The sequence below is a fragment of the Flavobacterium sp. 11 genome, from assembly GCF_002754315.1.
Lineage (GTDB): Bacteria > Bacteroidota > Bacteroidia > Flavobacteriales > Flavobacteriaceae > Flavobacterium > Flavobacterium algoritolerans.
This window is the reverse complement of the sequence record NZ_PEFE01000001.1, coordinates 3,735,948-3,754,989: the sequence shown is the minus strand read 5'-3', so window position 1 is coordinate 3,754,989 and position 19,042 is coordinate 3,735,948. Positions and strand designations below refer to the sequence as shown.

The window sequence follows — 19,042 nt, the reverse complement described above, 5'->3', positions numbered from 1 at the left end:
TAATTATTTGAACCGGGTTTTATTTTAGTATAATTTCTTTTTACTTGGTTATTAATGGCTTACTGACTCATGCAAATATCTATTTTTAGTAAAAAAATATTTTGAGATTACTTTTTTAGTACATTTAATAAAATTTATAAAGTATTGCATTATGAAAATTTCTAGAACATTAGTAGTTGTATTCTTCGTATTTGTTGGTTTTGGTTATGCACAAAATAAGCTGACCGGAAAGGTTATGGATTACAAGAATAAACCAGTGGCAAATGCCAGGATATATTTAGATTCCATTTATTCTAATGTTACTACGAATAGTAAAGGGGATTTTGAAGTTATGCTTCCAGAAAAGGTTACTGTTATTAATGTATACTCATATAAATATGGTTTGTTGTCCTCTAAATTCAATAATGAAAATGTAATGAATTTCATGTTTTTAGAATCGCAAAAATCGATAAAAGATCGAGCTAAAAATGGAGATAATATTTCTATCGGGTATTCTGATGTGGATAAACAGTACAAAGTTAATACAGCACAAAGTTTAGATGCTCAAAACGATAAAAATTCAAGTATTTATAATACTATATATGACCTTATAAGAGGGCGTTTAGCTGGAGTTACTGTAACAAGGGATAATAGAATTACGATTAGAGGAGTGAGTTCCATTCGGAATATTGAAGATCCATTATTTGTAGTTGATGGCGTTATTGTATCAAGTATAGACTATATCTCTCCTAATAATGTAAAAAGTGTAAGTGTATTAAAAGATGCTGCGGCTTCTATTTATGGAGCTCAAGGTGCTAATGGGGTCATAGTAATAAAGATGAAGTAGGACTGGATGGCACTTTCGCCTAATAGTTAATTCATACTTTGTGGTTCGGGTATTTTGATATTTATCTTATTTTTCTTGGCCATCAATAAATATAAGGTGATTCCGCCTAAAATAACCAATAAAGCAATTTGAAGTTGACCAAGAAGATTATTGTCGTTGTGCAAGGTATTTGAGTGTGTCAATTTAGACTTACCCTCTTTACTTTGAATTTGCGACAACAGTTCCAGTGTTAGTAAAGCTTGATTACTGGAGTAATTTACTTGATTCCAGTTTTTATTTTGAGCCTCTTTATTAATCGCAGAACAAGAAGCCAGAAATGCAACTAAAGATGTTTTTTCTTTGGGAGTTAAAACAGTTTTCAGGTATAATTTATCTATGTTTTGAATGTTTTTTAAAGCGGCTGTGATTTGATTCTTTTTTTGAGTATCATTTAGTTTTGCTTCTACTGCGTTAGCTTTTATGAAATAAAGCTCATTTGCATACTGAAAAATATAACGAGCCACAACTAATCGGTCATTATAAATCGTATTGATATCCTCATTTGTTTTTTTAGAGTTTTGAAGTGTATTGAAATTACTCAATAAGATGATAAACATAACAATCAGTAAAACAAAAGCGGCTTTTGTTTTATTACTGTATTTTTTTAAATCTTTCATCGCGACAGAATTTATAAGTATTGCAATATAAGCTATTGTATTGAATTTGTTTTAACTACAGTAGATAGTATAGGAAAGTATATATTTTAGAAACGATTCATTTTAATAATACAACCTGAAATCAAGTAGTTTGCACAGCGCATAATGTTTTTGATATAATTCTTCTACAATTTCAACAACATCATCTAGTTCTTCAAATAAACTAAAGAAAGCTTTGTCAAGATTACTGCTGGTTAAGGTATTGAATTTTGCCCCATAACCGGAAACAGCTCGTGCTCCTGTAATATCTAAAAAATATTGTGCTTCTTCCTGGCTCAAGTCCAATACTTTTGCATTGGCAAAATGTAAAATTTTCCCTTTCATTTTTCCTTCAAAAAGCTCGGCTATTTCTTCTAAACTGTAGTAATATTCATTGAGGCAAATATTGTTTCCTTCGCCTTGCATCACTAAGTAGATTATTTCATAATTGGTAAAATTATGGTCGTCATAAAGCAATGTATTTAAGCTTTCTTCTAGTCCTTCAATGGTATCGCATGTTTTATAAATACTTGTAATACCTTGTTCAAAGGCTAATTGCTCCAGGTTCTTGACTACTTCAGTAACGGTGTCAGTTTCTATATCGGGAACGGCTTCGAGGCAGAAAATAAATGTATCTGAATCCATGAATTTAGTTTATGTAGATGATATAATGCAAACAAATATTTTATTGAGACAAAAAATTCCCTGAAGTGACACTCTTGGGATTCAAAACAAATGAAAGTTTTTTGGCACTTGCCACAAAGTCAATAACTCTTCTCAAATTAAGGCTTCATAATCTCATTTTGTAAAATTACTTCAGAATGAAATTCGTTGTTAGTATTTAACAATAAATAGTTATTAACCTTTAAGTTATTCTCCATTAGCTTAGAATAAGGAAGGATTAAAATAGAATAAAAATAGCTAATGAATAGGCTTTTTAAAGGCTTCATCATTAGCTATTATAGTTTTTATAATACAGATTACTTTTGTTAGAACAATCTGTATATGGTTTGATTATTGATTCCTAAAGAGATAACCATTATTAGTTAAATGAAATCTCCGATAATAGAAAATTATGATTACTAACGATGCCGTTTTTGTCAAATAAGTTCAGCTTAATCAACGGCTCTTTGTCTTTGTAGAAAATTTCTATTAAACCAATATTGTTCTGTATAATCACATCACCAATCCTGTTTTTATTCGACTCAGTGCTAGTCCATGTTTGGGTTATTCCGCTTGAGGTAACATCATACAAAGGATACGAATTATTTGTTTTCATTTTTGAAATTTCACCCCAGTGAACATCTCCCGAAATAAATACAACACCATTGGCTTTGGTTTTTGCAATTAAATCAACAAATTTTGCTTGTTCATGAGGCATATTTGTCCAGGATTCATACCCATTATACTCATGCCCAAATTGCAAACTTGAGGCAATGATTCTGATGTCTGCTTTTTTTGACAACTCATTTTCTAACCATTTCCATTGCTTGTTTCCAAGTATCGTACTGTCTTTTTTAGTATAGGGAACATAGTCATTTTTATAGGCTGAATTTTTAGGTTCGTTTTTTAATAAATCATCTCTAAAAGTTCTTGTGTCCAGCATTATTATCTGGAGTGTTTTATCCCCTAGTTTTACATATTCGGAACCATAAATACCGTCATGGGTTCTTCTTTCAGAGTTTTGGGGAACTTCCCAAAAGTTCATGAAAATTTCTTTAGACTCTTTTTTAAACGGATAGTGTCTTCCTTTGTCATTTTCTCCAAAATCATGATCATCCCAAACCGATAAAATTTTAGTGCTTTTTTTCAGTTCTTGAAACTCAGCTTTGGACGCTAATTTTTCATATTTATTCTTTAATACATTCATGTCTCGTGTATCTCCATAAATATTATCACCTAGATAGATGAATAAATCAGGGTTTAGTTTCACGGCTTTTTGAAGCATAGGCTGCTCTTTATCTTGATGGGCACAAGAACCAAATGCGATTTTGAAACTTTCATTAAGCGGAGTCGCTGGAGTCTCATTTTTTTGAGCGGTGCAAAAGATACTGTTTGTTAATAGCAACAATTGCAGTATTGTGAATAGTCTATTGAAATTTTTCATTGTTTTTTATTAAAAGTGGTTCTGCCACAAAACTAATTTATAAAATAAAGAGTAAATATAATCAGCATTAAGGCATTAAGTTTATTAAGCTTAATGCCATTTAATCTCTTAATGGTAAAACTTTAAAAGTTATCCCACCAAACTTTAGTATTGATGTTATCTCCTCCAATTGCTTTTACGGCAGCACTATTGTTTTCAGCATTCACTGATTGCTCAATACTTGGATACATAACTCTTCTAGGGACTTTACCGCCATTTTTAGCTCCAGGTCCGGCTTGAATAAAGCTTGGTTTTCCAGTTCTTTTCCAGTCTATCCAAGCTTCTGCACCAGTGTGGTATAACGCCAGCCATTTTTGTGTGTACAGCACATCATTTGTAGCGTTATAAGGTGCAGTTGTGATTAAATAATTTGCTGGCATAGCAACATTCCATTGATTAAATGAAGCTTCCACTGCGTTATTATAATATCCTTGAGCAGTTCCGGTAGTAATTATATTTCGCTGACGGGCTTCGGCTAACAAGAAATTTAGCTCACTATAAGTCATGAATATCGAAGTTATTTTAGTCTTGTTATAAAAATAATCTTCGGCTCTTCTGGAGTATTTTGTTGGTTCCCCAATTTGATCCAAAGCAAGACCCGGTTGAATTCCTTTGTGATTTGTGGTTCCGGCAATTGGATCTATCCATTCCTCTAGACGCGGATCATTGTTAGTGATTAATGTGTTTACTATGTGGGTTGTAGGCATAACGATATTGTATCCATACAATCTGTTTATTCCATCACTCATAGGAGATATATTTGGAAAAACACCCGTGTACTTATAATTTGCATTATCTGAGTTGGACTCAAATAGGGGATAGGTTGCTGGTTTCGAAATGATTTCACTTAGTTTTGCATTCACAACAGTCTTATTAGAAACACGCATCAACAATCGTACATGAAGTGAATTACAGAATTTTTTCCATTTCAACATAGAACCATTAAACAATAAATCACCTTCTATGGATTTACTCGTTTCAATAATGGAATTAGCAGTAGTTAAATTCTCAAATATTTTCGTGTAAATCTGTTCTTGAGAATCATACACCGGTTTCAAGATTCCTTCTTCTCCTCTTGATGCTTCTGAATAAGGGACATTACCATACGTATCTGTAATTACACTTATTACGTAGGATTCTAAAATTAGGGAAACTGCTTCGTAATTCTTATCATTTATGACAGCTGCCTGTTTCTTAATGTCATTGATGTCATTGAGCCATTTGTATATGTCCCAAAAGCGACCACTGGCTCCCCAGTTGTATACGTCAAGCTCATTGTATTCATAGTTTCCACCATATTGAGCCACAATATCTCCAAAGTCAAAAGCATTTGACACATTTTCATTTGCCAAATTAAAAATGACATTTGGCAATAGCGTTTTAGGTTGGGCTGCTGTTGGCTGATTTTTGTTGGTGTTAATTTCTTCGAATTGATCGGTGCAAGAAATCGAAACACTTAATAATAGAACGAATATTAGAAATTTTTTCATGATTGTTTTTTTTAGAATGAAACATTTAGTTTTACACCATAGCTTCTTGAGGATGGAAGTTGCAATACTTCAAATCCGGGTAATAATGTCCCTCCGCTTAAAGATTGAGTTTCCGGATCGATATTAGGTACTTTTGTCCAAAGAGCCAAGTTGTTTCCTACTAAGCCAATGCTTATGTTTTGCACGTTGGCAGCTTTGATTAATTTTTGTGGAAATCTGTAGTTCAAACTTACTTCCCTCAATTTTACATACGATGCATCAAATGAATTGGCTTCAATATTATCACGACGGAAAGCATTTGAATAATACCAGTTTTCGGCACTTATCACTGTTGTATTTGGACTGTACGAACCATCGGAATTTTGTACAACACCGTCACCAACAATTCCTGTTTCTCTTCCTGGTAACGAAACGGCCAAAATGCCACTTTCCATTCCAATTGCGTTAGTCATCGAATATATTTTTCCACCGTGTCTAACGTCAAATAAGGCGTTAAGAGTTACATTTTTAAACCTTAAATTAGTAGAAAGACCCAACATCCAGTCCGGATTGTAGTTCCCGATTTTTTTAATTTGGGTATCCAAAATAGGAGAACCGGTATTATCAAAAACAATTTGACCATCAGGACTTCTAAGATATCCTCTGCCGTACATGTCTCCCATTCTTTCTCCCACACGAGCTTCTACAGTTCCGCCATTAGGTCCTTGTGCAATAATATAACTGCTGATTCCTTCCGTTAGTTCTTTTACAACTCCTCTGTTTTGGCTAAAGTTGGCATTAATCGACCATTCTAGATTTTCACTTTTAACGGGTGTAATCCCTAAACCAATTTCAATACCTTTATTCTGAATTTTTCCTGCATTGATTACGTTCGATGTAGATCCGGTTGCTTGTGAAACATCTAAACCTACAATTTGATTTTTAGAGTTAGTAATGTAATAACTGGCATCTAATGTTACTCTTTTGTTGAAAAACTGAGCTTCAACACCTACTTCATAGGATGTTGCGATTTCAGGTTTCAAATTACTGTTTAAAATAGTACTTGGATTTGTCAATGTACCTGCCAAAGCTCCATTTTCATACGTTTTTACTAAACGGTATGGATCAGTATCATTTCCTACCGATGCGGCATTTGCTCTAAACTTTAAAAAATCAATGTTTTTATTCATTTCAAACAATGAAGTAGGAATAAAACTCAACGACGCCGAAGGATAGAAATAAGAATTGTTATCTGCCGGAAGTGTAGAAGACCAGTCATTTCTGGCGGTAAGGTCTAAATAAAGATAGTTTTTGTATCCAATATTTGCCATTCCATAAGTACTATTTATACGTTTCTTATAAATATTTCTAGATTGTATAGGCATTACATTAATGTTCTGCAAGTTGTAAATTCCAGGAATACTAATTCCCTGTCCTTCAATTTTACCTTCGGAAGTGTATTGATTCATTCGGTTTGCACCCAAAGATAGTTTTGTAGAGAAATCTCCAAAAGTACGGTCGTAAGTAAGCAAAGCATCTGCATTGTACTCTGTAAAAGCGATACTTTGTTCACGGTACATTCCTTGTGGATATCTGGAAGAACCAATAGGTCTTCGTGACCAACGGAAATCATTAGAGTTGTCCATTCCCATTCGAACCATCAAGGAAAGGTTTTCATTGAAATCATACGTTGATGCTATGTTTCCATATAAACGTCCTTTTTTAAATGCATTGATGTTTTCATAAGCAATTTTAAATGGATTGTCTCCCCAACTGAACATGCTGTTTTGTTGAACATCTTTTGTAATCCAGTAATCCTTAAGCCAGTCTAAATCAACATTGGTGTGGTTCCACAATAGATTATACATAAGTCCTTGGCTTCCATATCCGGTTACAGGAGTATTGTCACTACCGCTTTTTGTATAGGTTGCTATTGTTATTACTTTCCATTTGTCAGAAATTTTATAGTTTAAGTTCAAACTGATATTATCTCTTTTTAAATTTGAATTTGGTACGATATCTTCACTGGTGGTCTTTCCGTAACTCAAACGGAAATTAGTCTTCTCGTCTGAACCGGTGATGGATACCGAATTAGAAATCGAACTCCCTTTTCTGAAAAAGTCATTCAAATCATATCTGAATTGAAAAGGTAATGCAACTCCTTGACCAACAGAATAACCTGGACTTCCGTTTTGTAAAATAGACAATCCTGCATCTAGTCTGGGACCTAAATTAGTATCTGCTCCCGGATCATAGGTTAGTTTTGATCCTGCACCGTAAACACCTTGTATTTCTGGCAATCTCAACGCTTCACTTGTCATGTATGAGGAAGAGATGGAAACACCAAGTCCTTTATTTTTTTTACCTGATTTTGTGGTAATAACAATAACCCCATTTGCGGCTCTTGATCCGTACAAGGCAGATGCTGCGGCACCTTTTAATACATTCACACTTTCTACATCTTCTTGGTTTATTTCGGATGCGCCATTCCCATAATCTGTTGGTAAATCACGTTGATTGGTTGAGTTACCACCAACTCCATACGTATTGTTGTTTATTGGTATTCCATCAACAACAAATAGTGGACTGTTATTATTTATGTTTAAAGATTTATCCCCACGAATCACCACTCTAGAAGAGCTTGTAATCCCATTTCCGGAGCCTGTTATTTGAACACCGGTAACTTTTCCTGATAGATTGGAAACAAAATTTGTGGAGTTGACTTTATTAATGTCATCTGATTTTAATTCTTGCGAAGCATATCCTAGAGCTCGTTTGTCTCTTTTGATACCTAAAGCTGTCACTACGACTTCCCCCAAAGCCAATGAGTTATCATCCAATGTCACATCTATTTTAGACCCTTCGGAAGTTAAAATCTCTTTGGTTTTAAAACCCATAAAAGAGAATACTAACGTTTTTCTATTTTCAGTTTTAATGGAATAGTTTCCATCTAAATCTGATATGGAGCTCAGTTTGGTTTCCTTAACCATAATACTGGCGCCTGGTAATGGAAGCCCCGATTGATCGGTTACTTTCCCCGTAATTGTTTTTGTTTGTCCATTAATTAAGTGAACAGAAAAAACAAATAAAAAAAACAATAATTTTTGTCCTAAGATTTTCATTTTTTGTAAAGTTTGATTTTCGAGGACAAACTTAGTTGTAGGATGTTTATGGTGTATTATGATAATTTTAACAAAATGTATTCTTTTATTAATAAACAAAATGGAATGTAAAGTTATTGGTTGACGCCCTTTTATGGAGTGTTTAATAAATTTCTAAAGTGTCATAAAGTATTAAATAACAAGTTCTTATGTGTTTTTTTTTTTGATTTTAGCTTTCTCCAAATAGGTTAAAATTTAAAACTGCTAAAACTAATTAGGATAAAGACATAGATTATTTGGACTTGTAGCTTTAAGGGAGTGTTAAGTGCAAATTCCAGTAATATTAACTCAACCATTTAGAAAAAATAGAAATTGAAGAGGACGCGTAGAAAATTCAAATTTTTTGGAATTTAGTGCGTCACTCTAATTTCTCACTTTTGTATTGTAACCTTTTATGCTTGTTAAAAACCTATTATATAAGAAAATAATGGTTATAAATAGGTGCATTTTTTCTAACTGAATCATCTTTTTGTTTTTAACATAAAAAATGTTTAATATTGCTTTTTTCGATCCTCACCTCTTTTAATTAATGTCTGTTTATAGCAAATATGCTGATCATATTTTATTAAATCTTCTTAGGGAAGATGATCAATTGGCGTTTACAGAAATTTTTGAAAGGTATTCTAAAATTTTAGTTAATCATGCTTATAAAATGCTGGGCAATCAGGATGAAGCAAATGATGTTGTTCAGGAAGTATTCTTATCAATCTGGAACAAACGCTATGAATTAACGCTTACCGGATCTCTTTCTTCTTATTTATACAAAGCCACAAAAAACAGAATACTAAATCATATCGCCCATGAAAAAGTGGTTTCGCGTTATGCGGATTCAATTTCAAACTTTATCGAAAACAGTTACGTTTTAGCAGATTCTAATCTTAGAGAAAAAGAATTAGAGGCAATTATTGCAAGAGAAATTGCTTTACTTCCAGAAAAAATGCGCGAAGTTTTTCTTTTAAGAAAGGTAGAAGAACTCTCCTATGATGAAATTGCACTTCAATTAAATATTACAGATAAAACAGCCAAGCAGCAAGTGTATAATTCGCTGAAGATACTACGAGGAAAATTCAAGTCTTTAATGAGCGTTTTTGTTTGGTGAATTATAGTAGTGCTTTTTGTTAATTTCTATGATAGAATCTAGTCAGAACATCCTTGTTGATGAAAAAGAAATAACATTGGTCTGGATTTATTAACGATATAATAATATTTTTTTTAATTTTTTTTGTCATTGTCTATGACAAAAGTTATTTCTAACTGTCTTACTTAAAACAGGACAAAATTTCGTGTTGTAGTTATGAATGAAACTGAAATCTTAGCTTTGCTACAAAAATACCAGAAAGGTACTTTATCTAATGAAGATAAGGATAAACTAGATGCGTGGTATTTGCATAAAGCGTCTAATAGTAATGGGCAGCTTAGCGAGTATGAACTGCAAGATAGTTACGAATATCTAAAATCGAAATTGCCATTAAAGTATGAAACAAAAGTAGTTAGTCTTTGGCCACGTGTAGCGGTTGCGGCATCAATAGCTTTATTATTGGGTACGGGAATATTTTATTTTACAAAACCAAAAGAACAAATTATTCAGGTTGTTGAAAAACCACAGGAAATTGCTCCTGGAGGAAATAGGGGAATCTTGACACTTTCAAACGGAAAGCAAATTGTTCTGGCGGATATTTCGGCAAAAGATACTATTGCCAAAGAAGGAGAAAAAGAAGAAGTTACAATTAAGATGAATGCAAATGGAGTTATCACGTATATCGTAAATCCAGATGCTGATGCTTCAAAAAATGATGCTAATTCATTCAATACACTTTCAACACCCACAGGAGGACAATACAATATTGTTTTGGCAGATGGAACCAAAGTTTATCTAAATTCAGTTTCATCCATTAAATATCCAACCCAGTTTAATGGAGATCAAAGGATGGTGGAGTTAGAAGGAGAAGCTTATTTTGAAGTGGCCAAAAATAAAAATAAACCTTTTAGGGTAAAATCCGGCAATCATGCTATTGAAGTACTTGGAACTCATTTTAACGTAAATGCTTATAACAATGAATCAGTTGTAAAAACTACTTTATTAGAAGGAAGTGTAGCGATTACTTATAAAAATCAAAAAGCAATTTTAAAACCGGGACAACAATCTAATGTGTCTGATAATTTTAATAAGATTGCAATTCGGGAAGTGGATACCGAAGCTGCTATTGCTTGGAAAAATGGCCGTTTTAAATTTGATAATGCCAATCTGAAAACAGTAATGAAACAATTGGAGCGCTGGTACGGAATCAAAGTAGAATACCGTGGCGATGTTTCGGATGTAAGGTTTAACGGAGGTACGTTTATGAATAAAAATTTGTCTGAAGTATTAAAAGTACTTGAGCTTAGTAATATAAAATTTAAGGTCGAAGGAAAAACGATTATTGTGTATCCCTAGATGTTAAGTTTACCCGATTATTAAGGCTATTAACCAAAAAACCAGAAGCAGTTACGATGCTTCTGGTTGTGATAAAGGTTAATGACCAATATAAATTGTTCTCGTTGTTTAACCCTAACCAAATGTAAATGTATGAAATTTAATTTACAACCAAAAAAAAATCCCCAAAGACCAGGGAAGAGAATTCCTAGGCTAAATTTATCAACTTATTTATGGGTATTCAGTACACTATTTCTACTATGTAGTTATACTTCTGAAGCACAAAATATTTCGATAAATGTAAAAGATGCACCTCTTGAGACTGTGCTGAAAAACATTGCTAAACAGGCTAACTATGAAGTTTTTTACAGCCAAAAGCTTCTAAAAAGTGCTAAGCCTGTCACTATTTCTGTAAAAAATACTCCGTTAAGAAGTGTTTTGAATTCAATCTTTGATGCTCAGCCATTAAAGTACTCCATCACCAATCAAACCATTGTGATAAGTGCTATTATAAAAGAGGATAAAGGAACGGGTTCTATCGATGTTCGCGGTCGTGTCATTAATGCTAAAAATGTACCTTTTCCCGGAGTAAATGTTCGGGTTGTGGGAGCTGAAATTGGAGCAATAACAGATTCTGACGGTAGTTTTGTTTTAAATAATGTACCTGAAAATGCAACAATTGAAAGCTCAGGATTAACTATTGAGAAAAAATCTTTTTCTGTTAATGGACGCACTGAATTGACGCTTGTAGTTGAAGAGAAAGTGTCTATAATGAAAGAAGTTGTTGTGACTGGTTTTCAGACTCTTGCCAGAAGCCACTCCACTGGTGCAATTTCTAAAATTGATGAAAAAACCTTAAACGAAAATATCAATGCTAATTTATTAACTGCACTGGAAGGTCGTGTGGCTGGTTTGATGTTTCAAAAAAATCCTTCTGGATCTGCAGCAGATAAACCCATATTACGAGGTATAGGTACTTTTTCTTCTTTAGGAGTTGGCTACACTCCGCTATTGGTAATTGATGGTTTGCCAACTGAATTGACTCTGGAAGAGATTAACCCTTATGATATTGAAAGTGTAAATGTCCTTAAAGATGCAGCAGCAGCTTCTATTTATGGTTCAAGAGCAGCAAACGGTATTATTGTTTTAACTACTAAAAAAGGAAATGGTAGCTTAAAAGTGAGTATCAATTCTGATTTCTTTATGGCTACAAAACCCAATTTAAAGGATATGAATTATGCCTCTACAAGTGACTTAATTGATTTTGAACAGGCTGTATATAATAGAGAACGAGCGAGATTTGCCAACACGGCTACTATGTTCAGCAGTTATGGAGATGTTGGAAATAGCAGTATGAAATATTATAGCCCTCTTTACCAGCTCAACAGAGATTTTGAAGAAGGAAAAATTAACAATTTAGATTACAACAACACGATTACCCAATGGAGAAAGAACGACTATAATAAAGATTATAGGGATAATGTATGGCAAAATGAATTAAGGCAACGTTACAATATTGCGTTTTCAGGTAGTACCAGTAAGCAAAATACCTATGTGTCATTTAATTATGACGAGTCAAAAAATCGTATTAAAAACAATGATAGCAGAGCATTTAATCTGTATGCAAAAAGCAGTTTTCAAGTATACAACTGGTTAAATGCTACCATTGGATTAAATGGAACATATAGTAATGATGATGTTACGGATTCTAGTTTTGGTAATTACGATATCCAAAAAAGATACGAGCGCATTACCGATGACAATGGAGATCTTGTAATATCTCCATTTGTAGGTATTAGCGATGGTTTTACGTCAGGCGGTGTAATTAATCCATTAGTAGCTTCAAAAATAGCAAGTCTTAGTGGTTTTAAGCCAGTAACTTTTAATGTTTTAAATGCGCTTCAGGAAGGTATTACACATGAAAAATCTTTAAGTTTAAGAGCTTTTGCAAACTTGCGTGCCAAGATATGGAAAGGTTTAAGTTTTAACACACAATTTCAATACGAAACAAGAAGAAACGATAATGAGCAATATAATGACATCAATTCTTATAAAATGCGTTATGCCATTAATTCTTTAACGGGATATAATCCCACTACTAATGCTTATACCTATGTAGATGGCTTCTCTACAGGAGGGCGATACAAACAATTTAGCAGTCAGGCCAGTAACTATTCTTTTAGAAACCAATTAGATTATAGCCAAGATTTTGGTGAAGGTAAACATTCAGTTAGCGCTATAGCTGGTTTTGAAATGCGAGAAACTTTTGTTCCTAGAACTATTGAACAGTTAAGATACGGTTATGACCCCGTTACACTTACCTCTGCGGTAATCAATAATCTTGCTCTTAGTCAAACAGGAGTTGCAAGTTATATATATGGAAATAACCGAACTTTAGCAGCCTTGTCAAGAACTCAACAGGAAATTTTACATCGTTATTTTTCGGTTTTTAGTACTTTAGGGTACACCTTTTTATCTAAATATAACGTAACAGGAAGTTACAGGGTTGATAGAGCAGATTTGTTTGGAGTAGATCCAAAGTATAAAAACCGCCCTTTGTGGTCTGCAGGTTTAGGATGGAATGCCAGCAACGAAGATTTCATGAAAAAAATACAATGGGTAAGCTCGCTTAAACTTAGAGCAACTTATGGTGTGAACGGAAATATTGATCAAACTACCACTCCATACGTAACCGCTACAAGAAGAAACGATAACTTATATCAATCTTTACAATACATCAATATCACGGCTCAACCAAATCCTTTATTGAGATGGGAAAAAACACAAAGTACCAATTTAGGTATAGATTACAGCCTGTTTCAAAGTAAGTTAAGAGGTAGTGTTGATGTTTATCGTAAATACAGTTCTGATTTATTAGCTACAACCGATTTAGATCCTACTGTTGGTGCATTGACCAGAAGAATTAATGCCGGAGCTTTATTGAACAAAGGAATCGAATTTAGTATTGGTTCTGAATGGTACAATAATGGTAATTTCCATATTAGTTCTAATGTAGTTTTGGGCTTTAATAAAACGACCGTTAAAAAAATTACCAGAGCGCAATCGAATGCTTCGGTGTATGTTAGTTCGCCATCAGATTACTTTTTAGAAAATGAGATATACAATAGTTTGTATGCTTACAAATATGGAGGAACGATTAATGGGTATCCTTATATTTTAGATGAAAATGGAAGTCCGTCAATCACTTTTGATGCAAATGGTAATCCAATATCAAATACTATAAAAACAGTTAATAATCCGGATGCTTTAGTAAACATGGGGAGTTTAACACCAACTTATACCGGTTCATTATCACAGCGATTTTCGTACAGACAATTCGATTTGAATATGTTGTTTGTTTTCTCAGGTGGAAATGTAATGCGAAAAGAGGTTCTTGATATGAGTTCTGATGCAGTAAATCTTTCAGGTATTTCAGATCGTTATACTGATTTGCAACAAAATGGCAATACTCGTTTGTATGTAGATTTTGATGAAAGTGTTAGAAATTATGCTGGAACTATCAGCAGTCAATGGCGAAATTCAGATGTAAATGTTGTAGATGGGGATTACATCAAGCTTAGAAACATTTCATTAGGCTATAATTTGCCAAAATCTTTTGCAAATAAAATTAAAATGTCATCGGCTAAATTTACTTTTCAAGTAAATAATCTTTGGTACTGGAGTGCTGCTGGAAATCGTATTGATCCAGAAGTCTATTCTGTTAATGCTGGTACACGTAATTTACCATCGCCTAAAACGTACTTATTTGGTTTTAATCTTACAATTTAAAAAAATGAAACACATACATACTATATTGCTATCGCTGATCATGTTAACTGTAGCATCTTGCGAAGATTACACTGATGTTACACCTAAAGGAGCTTTAGTTGTTGAAACAGCTGCACAATTTCATGAAATGGTATCGCTCCCAAACAGAGGTTATCCCATCAACAACTTTCAGTATTTGTCAGACGATCAATGGATGCGAGAGGCAAACGTAATAGGAAGAACGCCAAACATCGATATTATTAATTTTACTTTTGATGAAAGCACAGATAGAGTTTCTTTATTTACAGGTTCCAGCTTTTATAACCAGGCTTACACTTATATTAACAGGTGGAACACCATTATTTCATTAGTTGATAATAGTAAAGGAGATGAAAGTATAAAACAACTAGCGAAAGCAGAAGCTAAAATCTATAGAGCCTACGATCACTTTTTGTTAATAAATACCTATGCAAAAGGGTATGACCCACAAACTGCCACCACTGATGGAGGTATTTGTATCATGGATAAATTTGATTTAGAGGCGCAGCCATCAAAATCTACTGTGGCGCAAGTTTACGAATTTATTCAGAAGGATATAGAGGATGCATTGCCGTATCTTCAGGAAAAACCACTTGATGTTTACCACCCGTCATTAGCATTTGCTTATGCGTTTAAAGCTAAAGTTCATTTGTTTAAGCGCGAAATTGCCAGTGCGGCTGCTGCTGCAGAAAAGTCACTAAGCTATAATAATCAAATATTTGATATGAAAGCTTACAGTGCACAGGGAGGACCAACAGCAGTTGCTGTACCGGCAGCAAATAATGTAGAAGTACTTAGCTATATGTACATGACAGGTTATAATGAGATGAATTTTGCACAGAGCTATATCATAAGCCCAGAGTTAAGAACTTTATTTGGCACTAATGATGCACGTTTTAATTTGTTTTTTAATTCTACCAGCACAACAAATCTGGATCAAGGTTCAAATACAGCGTATTGGGGAACTCAATATACGAGATTTTTTTATCCTACTGTTGGAATGAAAACGCCGGAGGTCTATTTGATGTTGGCCGAATGTTATGCCAGAGAAGATAAATTTAGTGAGGCTGTAACTGTTTTAAATACATTAAGAGCAAAACGTATTTTATCCGGTACTGTAAATTTAGCTGTTCCAGCTACCAGAGCAGCAACTATGGAGCTTGTTATAAACGAGCGCAGAAAAGAATTACTATTGGGTTTCCATCGTTTTTTTGACCTTAAAAGGTTAAACAATGAAACGGAATACGCAAAGACTATCACAAGAGTATTTCCAATCGTTAACAAGACCGTTCCACAAAAAACGTATACTTTACAGCCCAACTCCAGATTATACATTGTGCCGTTTCCTTTGTCTGCTCTATCAAAGAATCCAAAACTTACATTAAACACAGACGAAAAACTCCCATTTTAATTCGAATGAAGAAATTATTTATATTAATAATCATGTTCGTTGCAGGACAGCAGCATGGTTTTGCACAAACTCAAGAAAAGAAAGCGGATAGTATCAGTACCCAGCCAAAAGGGATACAGCCCTACAGTAAGGTAATCAATGAAAGCGCTAAAAGTAAATTAGGTCTCTTTACTATTAGTAAGGTTGATAATAAGTTTTTCTTTCAAATTCCGGACAGTTTGTTTAATAGATATATGCTGGTGGTAACCAGGTATCTTTCTACTCCTGAAGGCATGGGGCGTTTTGGTGGTGAGAAAGCTAATGAGCAAACGATTTACTTTGAGAAAGGAGCTAACAATACCGTTTTCTTGAGGTCATTGCAATACAAGCAAGATGTCCGCAATGCAGATTCGATGTTAGCAAAAGCATTGGCTGGAAGTAACGAAAATCCAATTGTTGCAGCCTTTCCAATAAAAGCAATCAATCCTGATACGAAAAATAGTATCATTGATGTAACAGATGCTTTCAAGAAAGATAATCCAATGTTCTCTTTGGCGAGCCAAGAGAAAACGGATAAAAAACTAACGACTCTTGCAGATGATAAATCGTTTATCGAGACTATAGATGTCTATCCTATTAACATTGAGGTCAAAACTACAAAAACGTATACAAATGCTACGGCGAGTAGCGGTAGCATAACACTGCGATTAAATACCTCAATTGTACTGCTTCCAAAAACGCCAATGCGCAAACGTTTTGCTGATGAAAGAGTGGGTTATTTCGCCAATAAATATGTTCTGTTTGATGATGATGAGCAGCGTGCCCAAGCCAAGTATATCGTTCAGCGGTATCGTCTGGAACCTAAAGACAAAGACATTAAAAAATACGAAAGAGGCGAATTGGTTGAACCAAAAAAACAAATTGTCTACTACATTGATCCTGCAACGCCTAAAAAATGGAGACCTTACTTAATTGCAGGGATTAACGATTGGCAAAAAGCTTTTGAAGCCGCAGGTTTTAAAAATGCTATTGTTGGTAAAGAATGGCCGGAAGATGATAAGACGATGAGTCTGGAAGATGCACGGTATTCTGTAGTACGATATTATGCTTCAGAAACGCCTAATGCTTATGGACCACGGGTGAGCGATCCTAGAAGTGGAGAAATCATAGAAAGTCACGTGGGATGGTATCACAACGTGATGAAATTAGTACAAAAGTGGTATATGATTCAGGCAGGACCTTTAGATCCCAGAGCCAGAAAAATGCACTTAGATGATGAGTTAATGGGGCAATTAATTCGCTTTGTTTCTTCTCATGAAATTGGACATACCATTGGTTTACGCCACAACATGGGAGCCAGCAATGCCACTCCGGTAGAAAAACTCAGGGATAAAAAATGGGTGGAAGCAAATGGTCATACCGTTTCTATAATGGATTATGCCCGTCTTAACTATGTTGCACAGCCAGAAGACAATATTAGTCCAGAGGGTATTTATCCGCGTATTGGTATGTATGACAAATGGGCGATTAAGTGGGGTTATGGCTATTTTCCAAACGCTAAAGATGAGTTTGAAGAAGAGAAATTACTCAGCAAGTTAACGACTGATAGTTTGACCGCTAATCCTAAATTATGGTTTGGGGGCGAAGGAAAAGAAGAAGATCCACGCAGCCAAACAGAAGATCTTGGTGATGATGCGGTGCTTGCCAGTGATTATGGAATTAAAAATCTAAAGCGTGTAGTGCCTAATCTTATTGAATGGACTTACCAGCCTAACGATGGGTATGATAATTTATCAGATATGCATAAAGCAGTTGTAAAACAATATGGGGTGTACTTGTATCATGTGCTGAAATATATTGGTAATAACTACATAACCAAAAGAACTGTTGATGAAAAAGGTTTGGTTTATCAGCCTATTCCGAAAGCAAAAGTTAAAGCGGCTGTCGATTACGTAGGCAGACAATTGTTTGCAGCTCCTCTATGGATGTATCCGCAAGAGATTAGTCAGCTGATTTCTTTGAAAACCGCAGACGAAATATCAGATCAGCAAAATCAAGTGCTAAATATGTTGTTAAGCTCTGGTATGCTTTACAATATCAGTCTTAAAGCAATGCAATTTGAAGGAGCTTATACTGTTCCCGAGTTTCTAAACGATTTGCAACAAACCGTGTGGGTAAAATTTAGTGGTAACGAAAAATCGGATTTTTACAGACGAGGTCTGCAACGTAGCTATATTGATAAGCTAAACATGCTGTTATTACCTAAAGAAGTAGAACCCGGTAAAGCTTTAAATGCAGCACAACGCAGTGATGTGGCGTTATACAGCAAGCAACATCTTTTAAGATTAAGAACTGATGTTACAAAGCTAATGAGTGTAACAACAGGTCTAAACAAAGAACATTTGGAAGGGATTTTGATAGAAATAGATAAAATAGTTTCAAAAATAAATAAAACAACTATATGAAAAATATATTAGTTATAGCATTAATTTGCTTTAGCTGTTTGGTGCAAGCCCAGTTAACATCAAAGCAAGAAGTTACTCCCGAATTAGTAGCAAAACGCGAAGCAGATAAAAAGGAAATCACAAACAATTACCTGGCTTTAAAGAATAATTTGCTGATTTCAGATAGTCTGGCAGTTGTTGTAAATGCGACTGCATTACAGAATTCATTAAAAAACTTCAAGTTTAAAAAGTTAAACCTTGAACAAATGAACGAGGCTACGAAAACAAGAAAGGAAATTATAGAACTTGCAACAGAAGTTTCATCAACTAAAAACATCAATAAGCAGCGTAAAATTTTCGAATTACTTTCTGTGAAATTTTGGAATATGGCACCCAAATTCAAGGCTGCTGATATCACATTACATCTGCAGGTATGCCCAATGACAAGCGCGATGTGGTTAAGTGATAGTATGGAAATCAAAAATCCCTATTATCCAAAAAACATGTTGACTTGCGGTGAAGTGAAAGCAAGTTTATAAAAAGTAAGGTAGTTTGTTTTTCAGGTTGTCAACTATCTAAAAAAGCTCTTTACAGATATTTTATCATCACATTCAACTCATGGTATTCTCGAAAGGCATTATATTGACCTAACTATTTTCGTCACTACTGGAGTTGAGGTCTGAAGAATTTTACAAATTTTAAACATAAAAAC

At 34.2% G+C, this 19,042-nt stretch carries 12 protein-coding genes; 7 read left to right on the top strand and 5 right to left on the bottom strand.

Annotated elements, in window-relative coordinates; all coding sequences use genetic code 11:
* Nucleotides 1-151: 151 nt before the first annotated feature.
* Nucleotides 152-826: a TonB-dependent receptor plug domain-containing protein gene (locus CLV00_RS16300; protein WP_099716155.1), complete on the top strand. Its 675-nt coding sequence runs from the start codon at nucleotides 152-154 to the stop codon at nucleotides 824-826.
* Nucleotides 827-852: 26 nt separating this feature from the next.
* Here CLV00_RS16300 and CLV00_RS16295 read toward each other — a convergent pair whose 3' ends face one another.
* The 5 genes from CLV00_RS16295 to CLV00_RS16275 all read right to left on the bottom strand — a co-directional run bounded on the left by CLV00_RS16295 (nucleotide 853) and on the right by CLV00_RS16275 (nucleotide 8,237).
* The gene (locus CLV00_RS16295) at nucleotides 853-1,482 is read right to left on the bottom strand and encodes an MCP four helix bundle domain-containing protein (RefSeq protein WP_099716154.1); all 630 of its coding nucleotides are present in this window, start codon (nucleotides 1,480-1,482) and stop codon (nucleotides 853-855) included.
* 102 nt (nucleotides 1,483-1,584) lie between these two features.
* A complete protein-coding gene (locus CLV00_RS16290) occupies nucleotides 1,585-2,145 on the bottom strand; it encodes a DUF6642 family protein (RefSeq protein WP_099716153.1) in 561 nt (186 codons plus the stop codon).
* 397 nt (nucleotides 2,146-2,542) lie between these two features.
* On the bottom strand, nucleotides 2,543-3,607 hold the full coding sequence (locus tag CLV00_RS16285; protein ID WP_099716152.1) for an alkaline phosphatase D family protein: 1,065 nt from the start codon (nucleotides 3,605-3,607) through the stop codon (nucleotides 2,543-2,545).
* Between the two features lie 122 nt (nucleotides 3,608-3,729).
* A complete protein-coding gene (locus tag CLV00_RS16280) occupies nucleotides 3,730-5,136 on the bottom strand; it encodes a SusD/RagB family nutrient-binding outer membrane lipoprotein (protein WP_099716151.1) in 1,407 nt (468 codons plus the stop codon).
* Between the two features lie 11 nt (nucleotides 5,137-5,147).
* Nucleotides 5,148-8,237 (bottom strand): SusC/RagA family TonB-linked outer membrane protein, encoded by a 3,090-nt coding sequence (locus CLV00_RS16275; protein WP_099716150.1) that lies wholly within the window; start codon nucleotides 8,235-8,237, stop codon nucleotides 5,148-5,150.
* Between the two features lie 568 nt (nucleotides 8,238-8,805).
* Here CLV00_RS16275 and CLV00_RS16270 point away from each other — a divergent pair.
* The 6 genes from CLV00_RS16270 (at nucleotide 8,806) to CLV00_RS16245 (ending at nucleotide 18,869) form a co-directional block, all read left to right on the top strand.
* Nucleotides 8,806-9,375 (top strand): RNA polymerase sigma factor, encoded by a 570-nt coding sequence (locus CLV00_RS16270; protein ID WP_099716149.1) that lies wholly within the window; start codon nucleotides 8,806-8,808, stop codon nucleotides 9,373-9,375.
* A gap of 195 nt (nucleotides 9,376-9,570) precedes the next feature.
* Nucleotides 9,571-10,710, top strand: a complete 1,140-nt coding sequence (locus tag CLV00_RS16265; RefSeq protein WP_099716148.1) for a FecR family protein — start codon at nucleotides 9,571-9,573, stop codon at nucleotides 10,708-10,710.
* Nucleotides 10,711-10,842: 132 nt separating this feature from the next.
* Complete coding sequence (locus tag CLV00_RS16260) at nucleotides 10,843-14,478, top strand: SusC/RagA family TonB-linked outer membrane protein (protein ID WP_099716147.1); 3,636 nt, start codon at nucleotides 10,843-10,845, stop codon at nucleotides 14,476-14,478.
* 4 nt (nucleotides 14,479-14,482) lie between these two features.
* A complete protein-coding gene (locus CLV00_RS16255; RefSeq protein WP_099716388.1) occupies nucleotides 14,483-15,907 on the top strand; it encodes a RagB/SusD family nutrient uptake outer membrane protein in 1,425 nt (474 codons plus the stop codon).
* A gap of 5 nt (nucleotides 15,908-15,912) precedes the next feature.
* On the top strand, nucleotides 15,913-18,351 hold the full coding sequence (locus tag CLV00_RS16250; protein ID WP_099716146.1) for a zinc-dependent metalloprotease: 2,439 nt from the start codon (nucleotides 15,913-15,915) through the stop codon (nucleotides 18,349-18,351).
* On the top strand, nucleotides 18,348-18,869 hold the full coding sequence (locus tag CLV00_RS16245) for a DUF3347 domain-containing protein (protein ID WP_099716145.1): 522 nt from the start codon (nucleotides 18,348-18,350) through the stop codon (nucleotides 18,867-18,869). The genes CLV00_RS16250 and CLV00_RS16245 overlap by 4 nt, the downstream gene beginning before the upstream one ends.
* Nucleotides 18,870-19,042: the final 173 nt, after the last annotated feature.

Excerpts from the sequence above, each read along its gene's own strand:
- CLV00_RS16300 (WP_099716155.1), top strand. The coding sequence starts at position 152 with ATGAAAATTTCTAGAACATTAGTAGTTGTATTCTTCGTATTTGTTGGT.
- CLV00_RS16295 (WP_099716154.1), bottom strand. The coding sequence starts at position 1,482 with ATGAAAGATTTAAAAAAATACAGTAATAAAACAAAAGCCGCTTTTGTT.
- CLV00_RS16290 (WP_099716153.1), bottom strand. The coding sequence starts at position 2,145 with ATGGATTCAGATACATTTATTTTCTGCCTCGAAGCCGTTCCCGATATA.
- CLV00_RS16285 (WP_099716152.1), bottom strand. The coding sequence starts at position 3,607 with ATGAAAAATTTCAATAGACTATTCACAATACTGCAATTGTTGCTATTA.
- CLV00_RS16280 (WP_099716151.1), bottom strand. The coding sequence starts at position 5,136 with ATGAAAAAATTTCTAATATTCGTTCTATTATTAAGTGTTTCGATTTCT.
- CLV00_RS16275 (WP_099716150.1), bottom strand. The coding sequence starts at position 8,237 with ATGAAAATCTTAGGACAAAAATTATTGTTTTTTTTATTTGTTTTTTCT.
- CLV00_RS16270 (WP_099716149.1), top strand. The coding sequence starts at position 8,806 with ATGTCTGTTTATAGCAAATATGCTGATCATATTTTATTAAATCTTCTT.
- CLV00_RS16265 (WP_099716148.1), top strand. The coding sequence starts at position 9,571 with ATGAATGAAACTGAAATCTTAGCTTTGCTACAAAAATACCAGAAAGGT.
- CLV00_RS16260 (WP_099716147.1), top strand. The coding sequence starts at position 10,843 with ATGAAATTTAATTTACAACCAAAAAAAAATCCCCAAAGACCAGGGAAG.
- CLV00_RS16255 (WP_099716388.1), top strand. The coding sequence starts at position 14,483 with ATGAAACACATACATACTATATTGCTATCGCTGATCATGTTAACTGTA.
- CLV00_RS16250 (WP_099716146.1), top strand. The coding sequence starts at position 15,913 with ATGAAGAAATTATTTATATTAATAATCATGTTCGTTGCAGGACAGCAG.
- CLV00_RS16245 (WP_099716145.1), top strand. The coding sequence starts at position 18,348 with ATGAAAAATATATTAGTTATAGCATTAATTTGCTTTAGCTGTTTGGTG.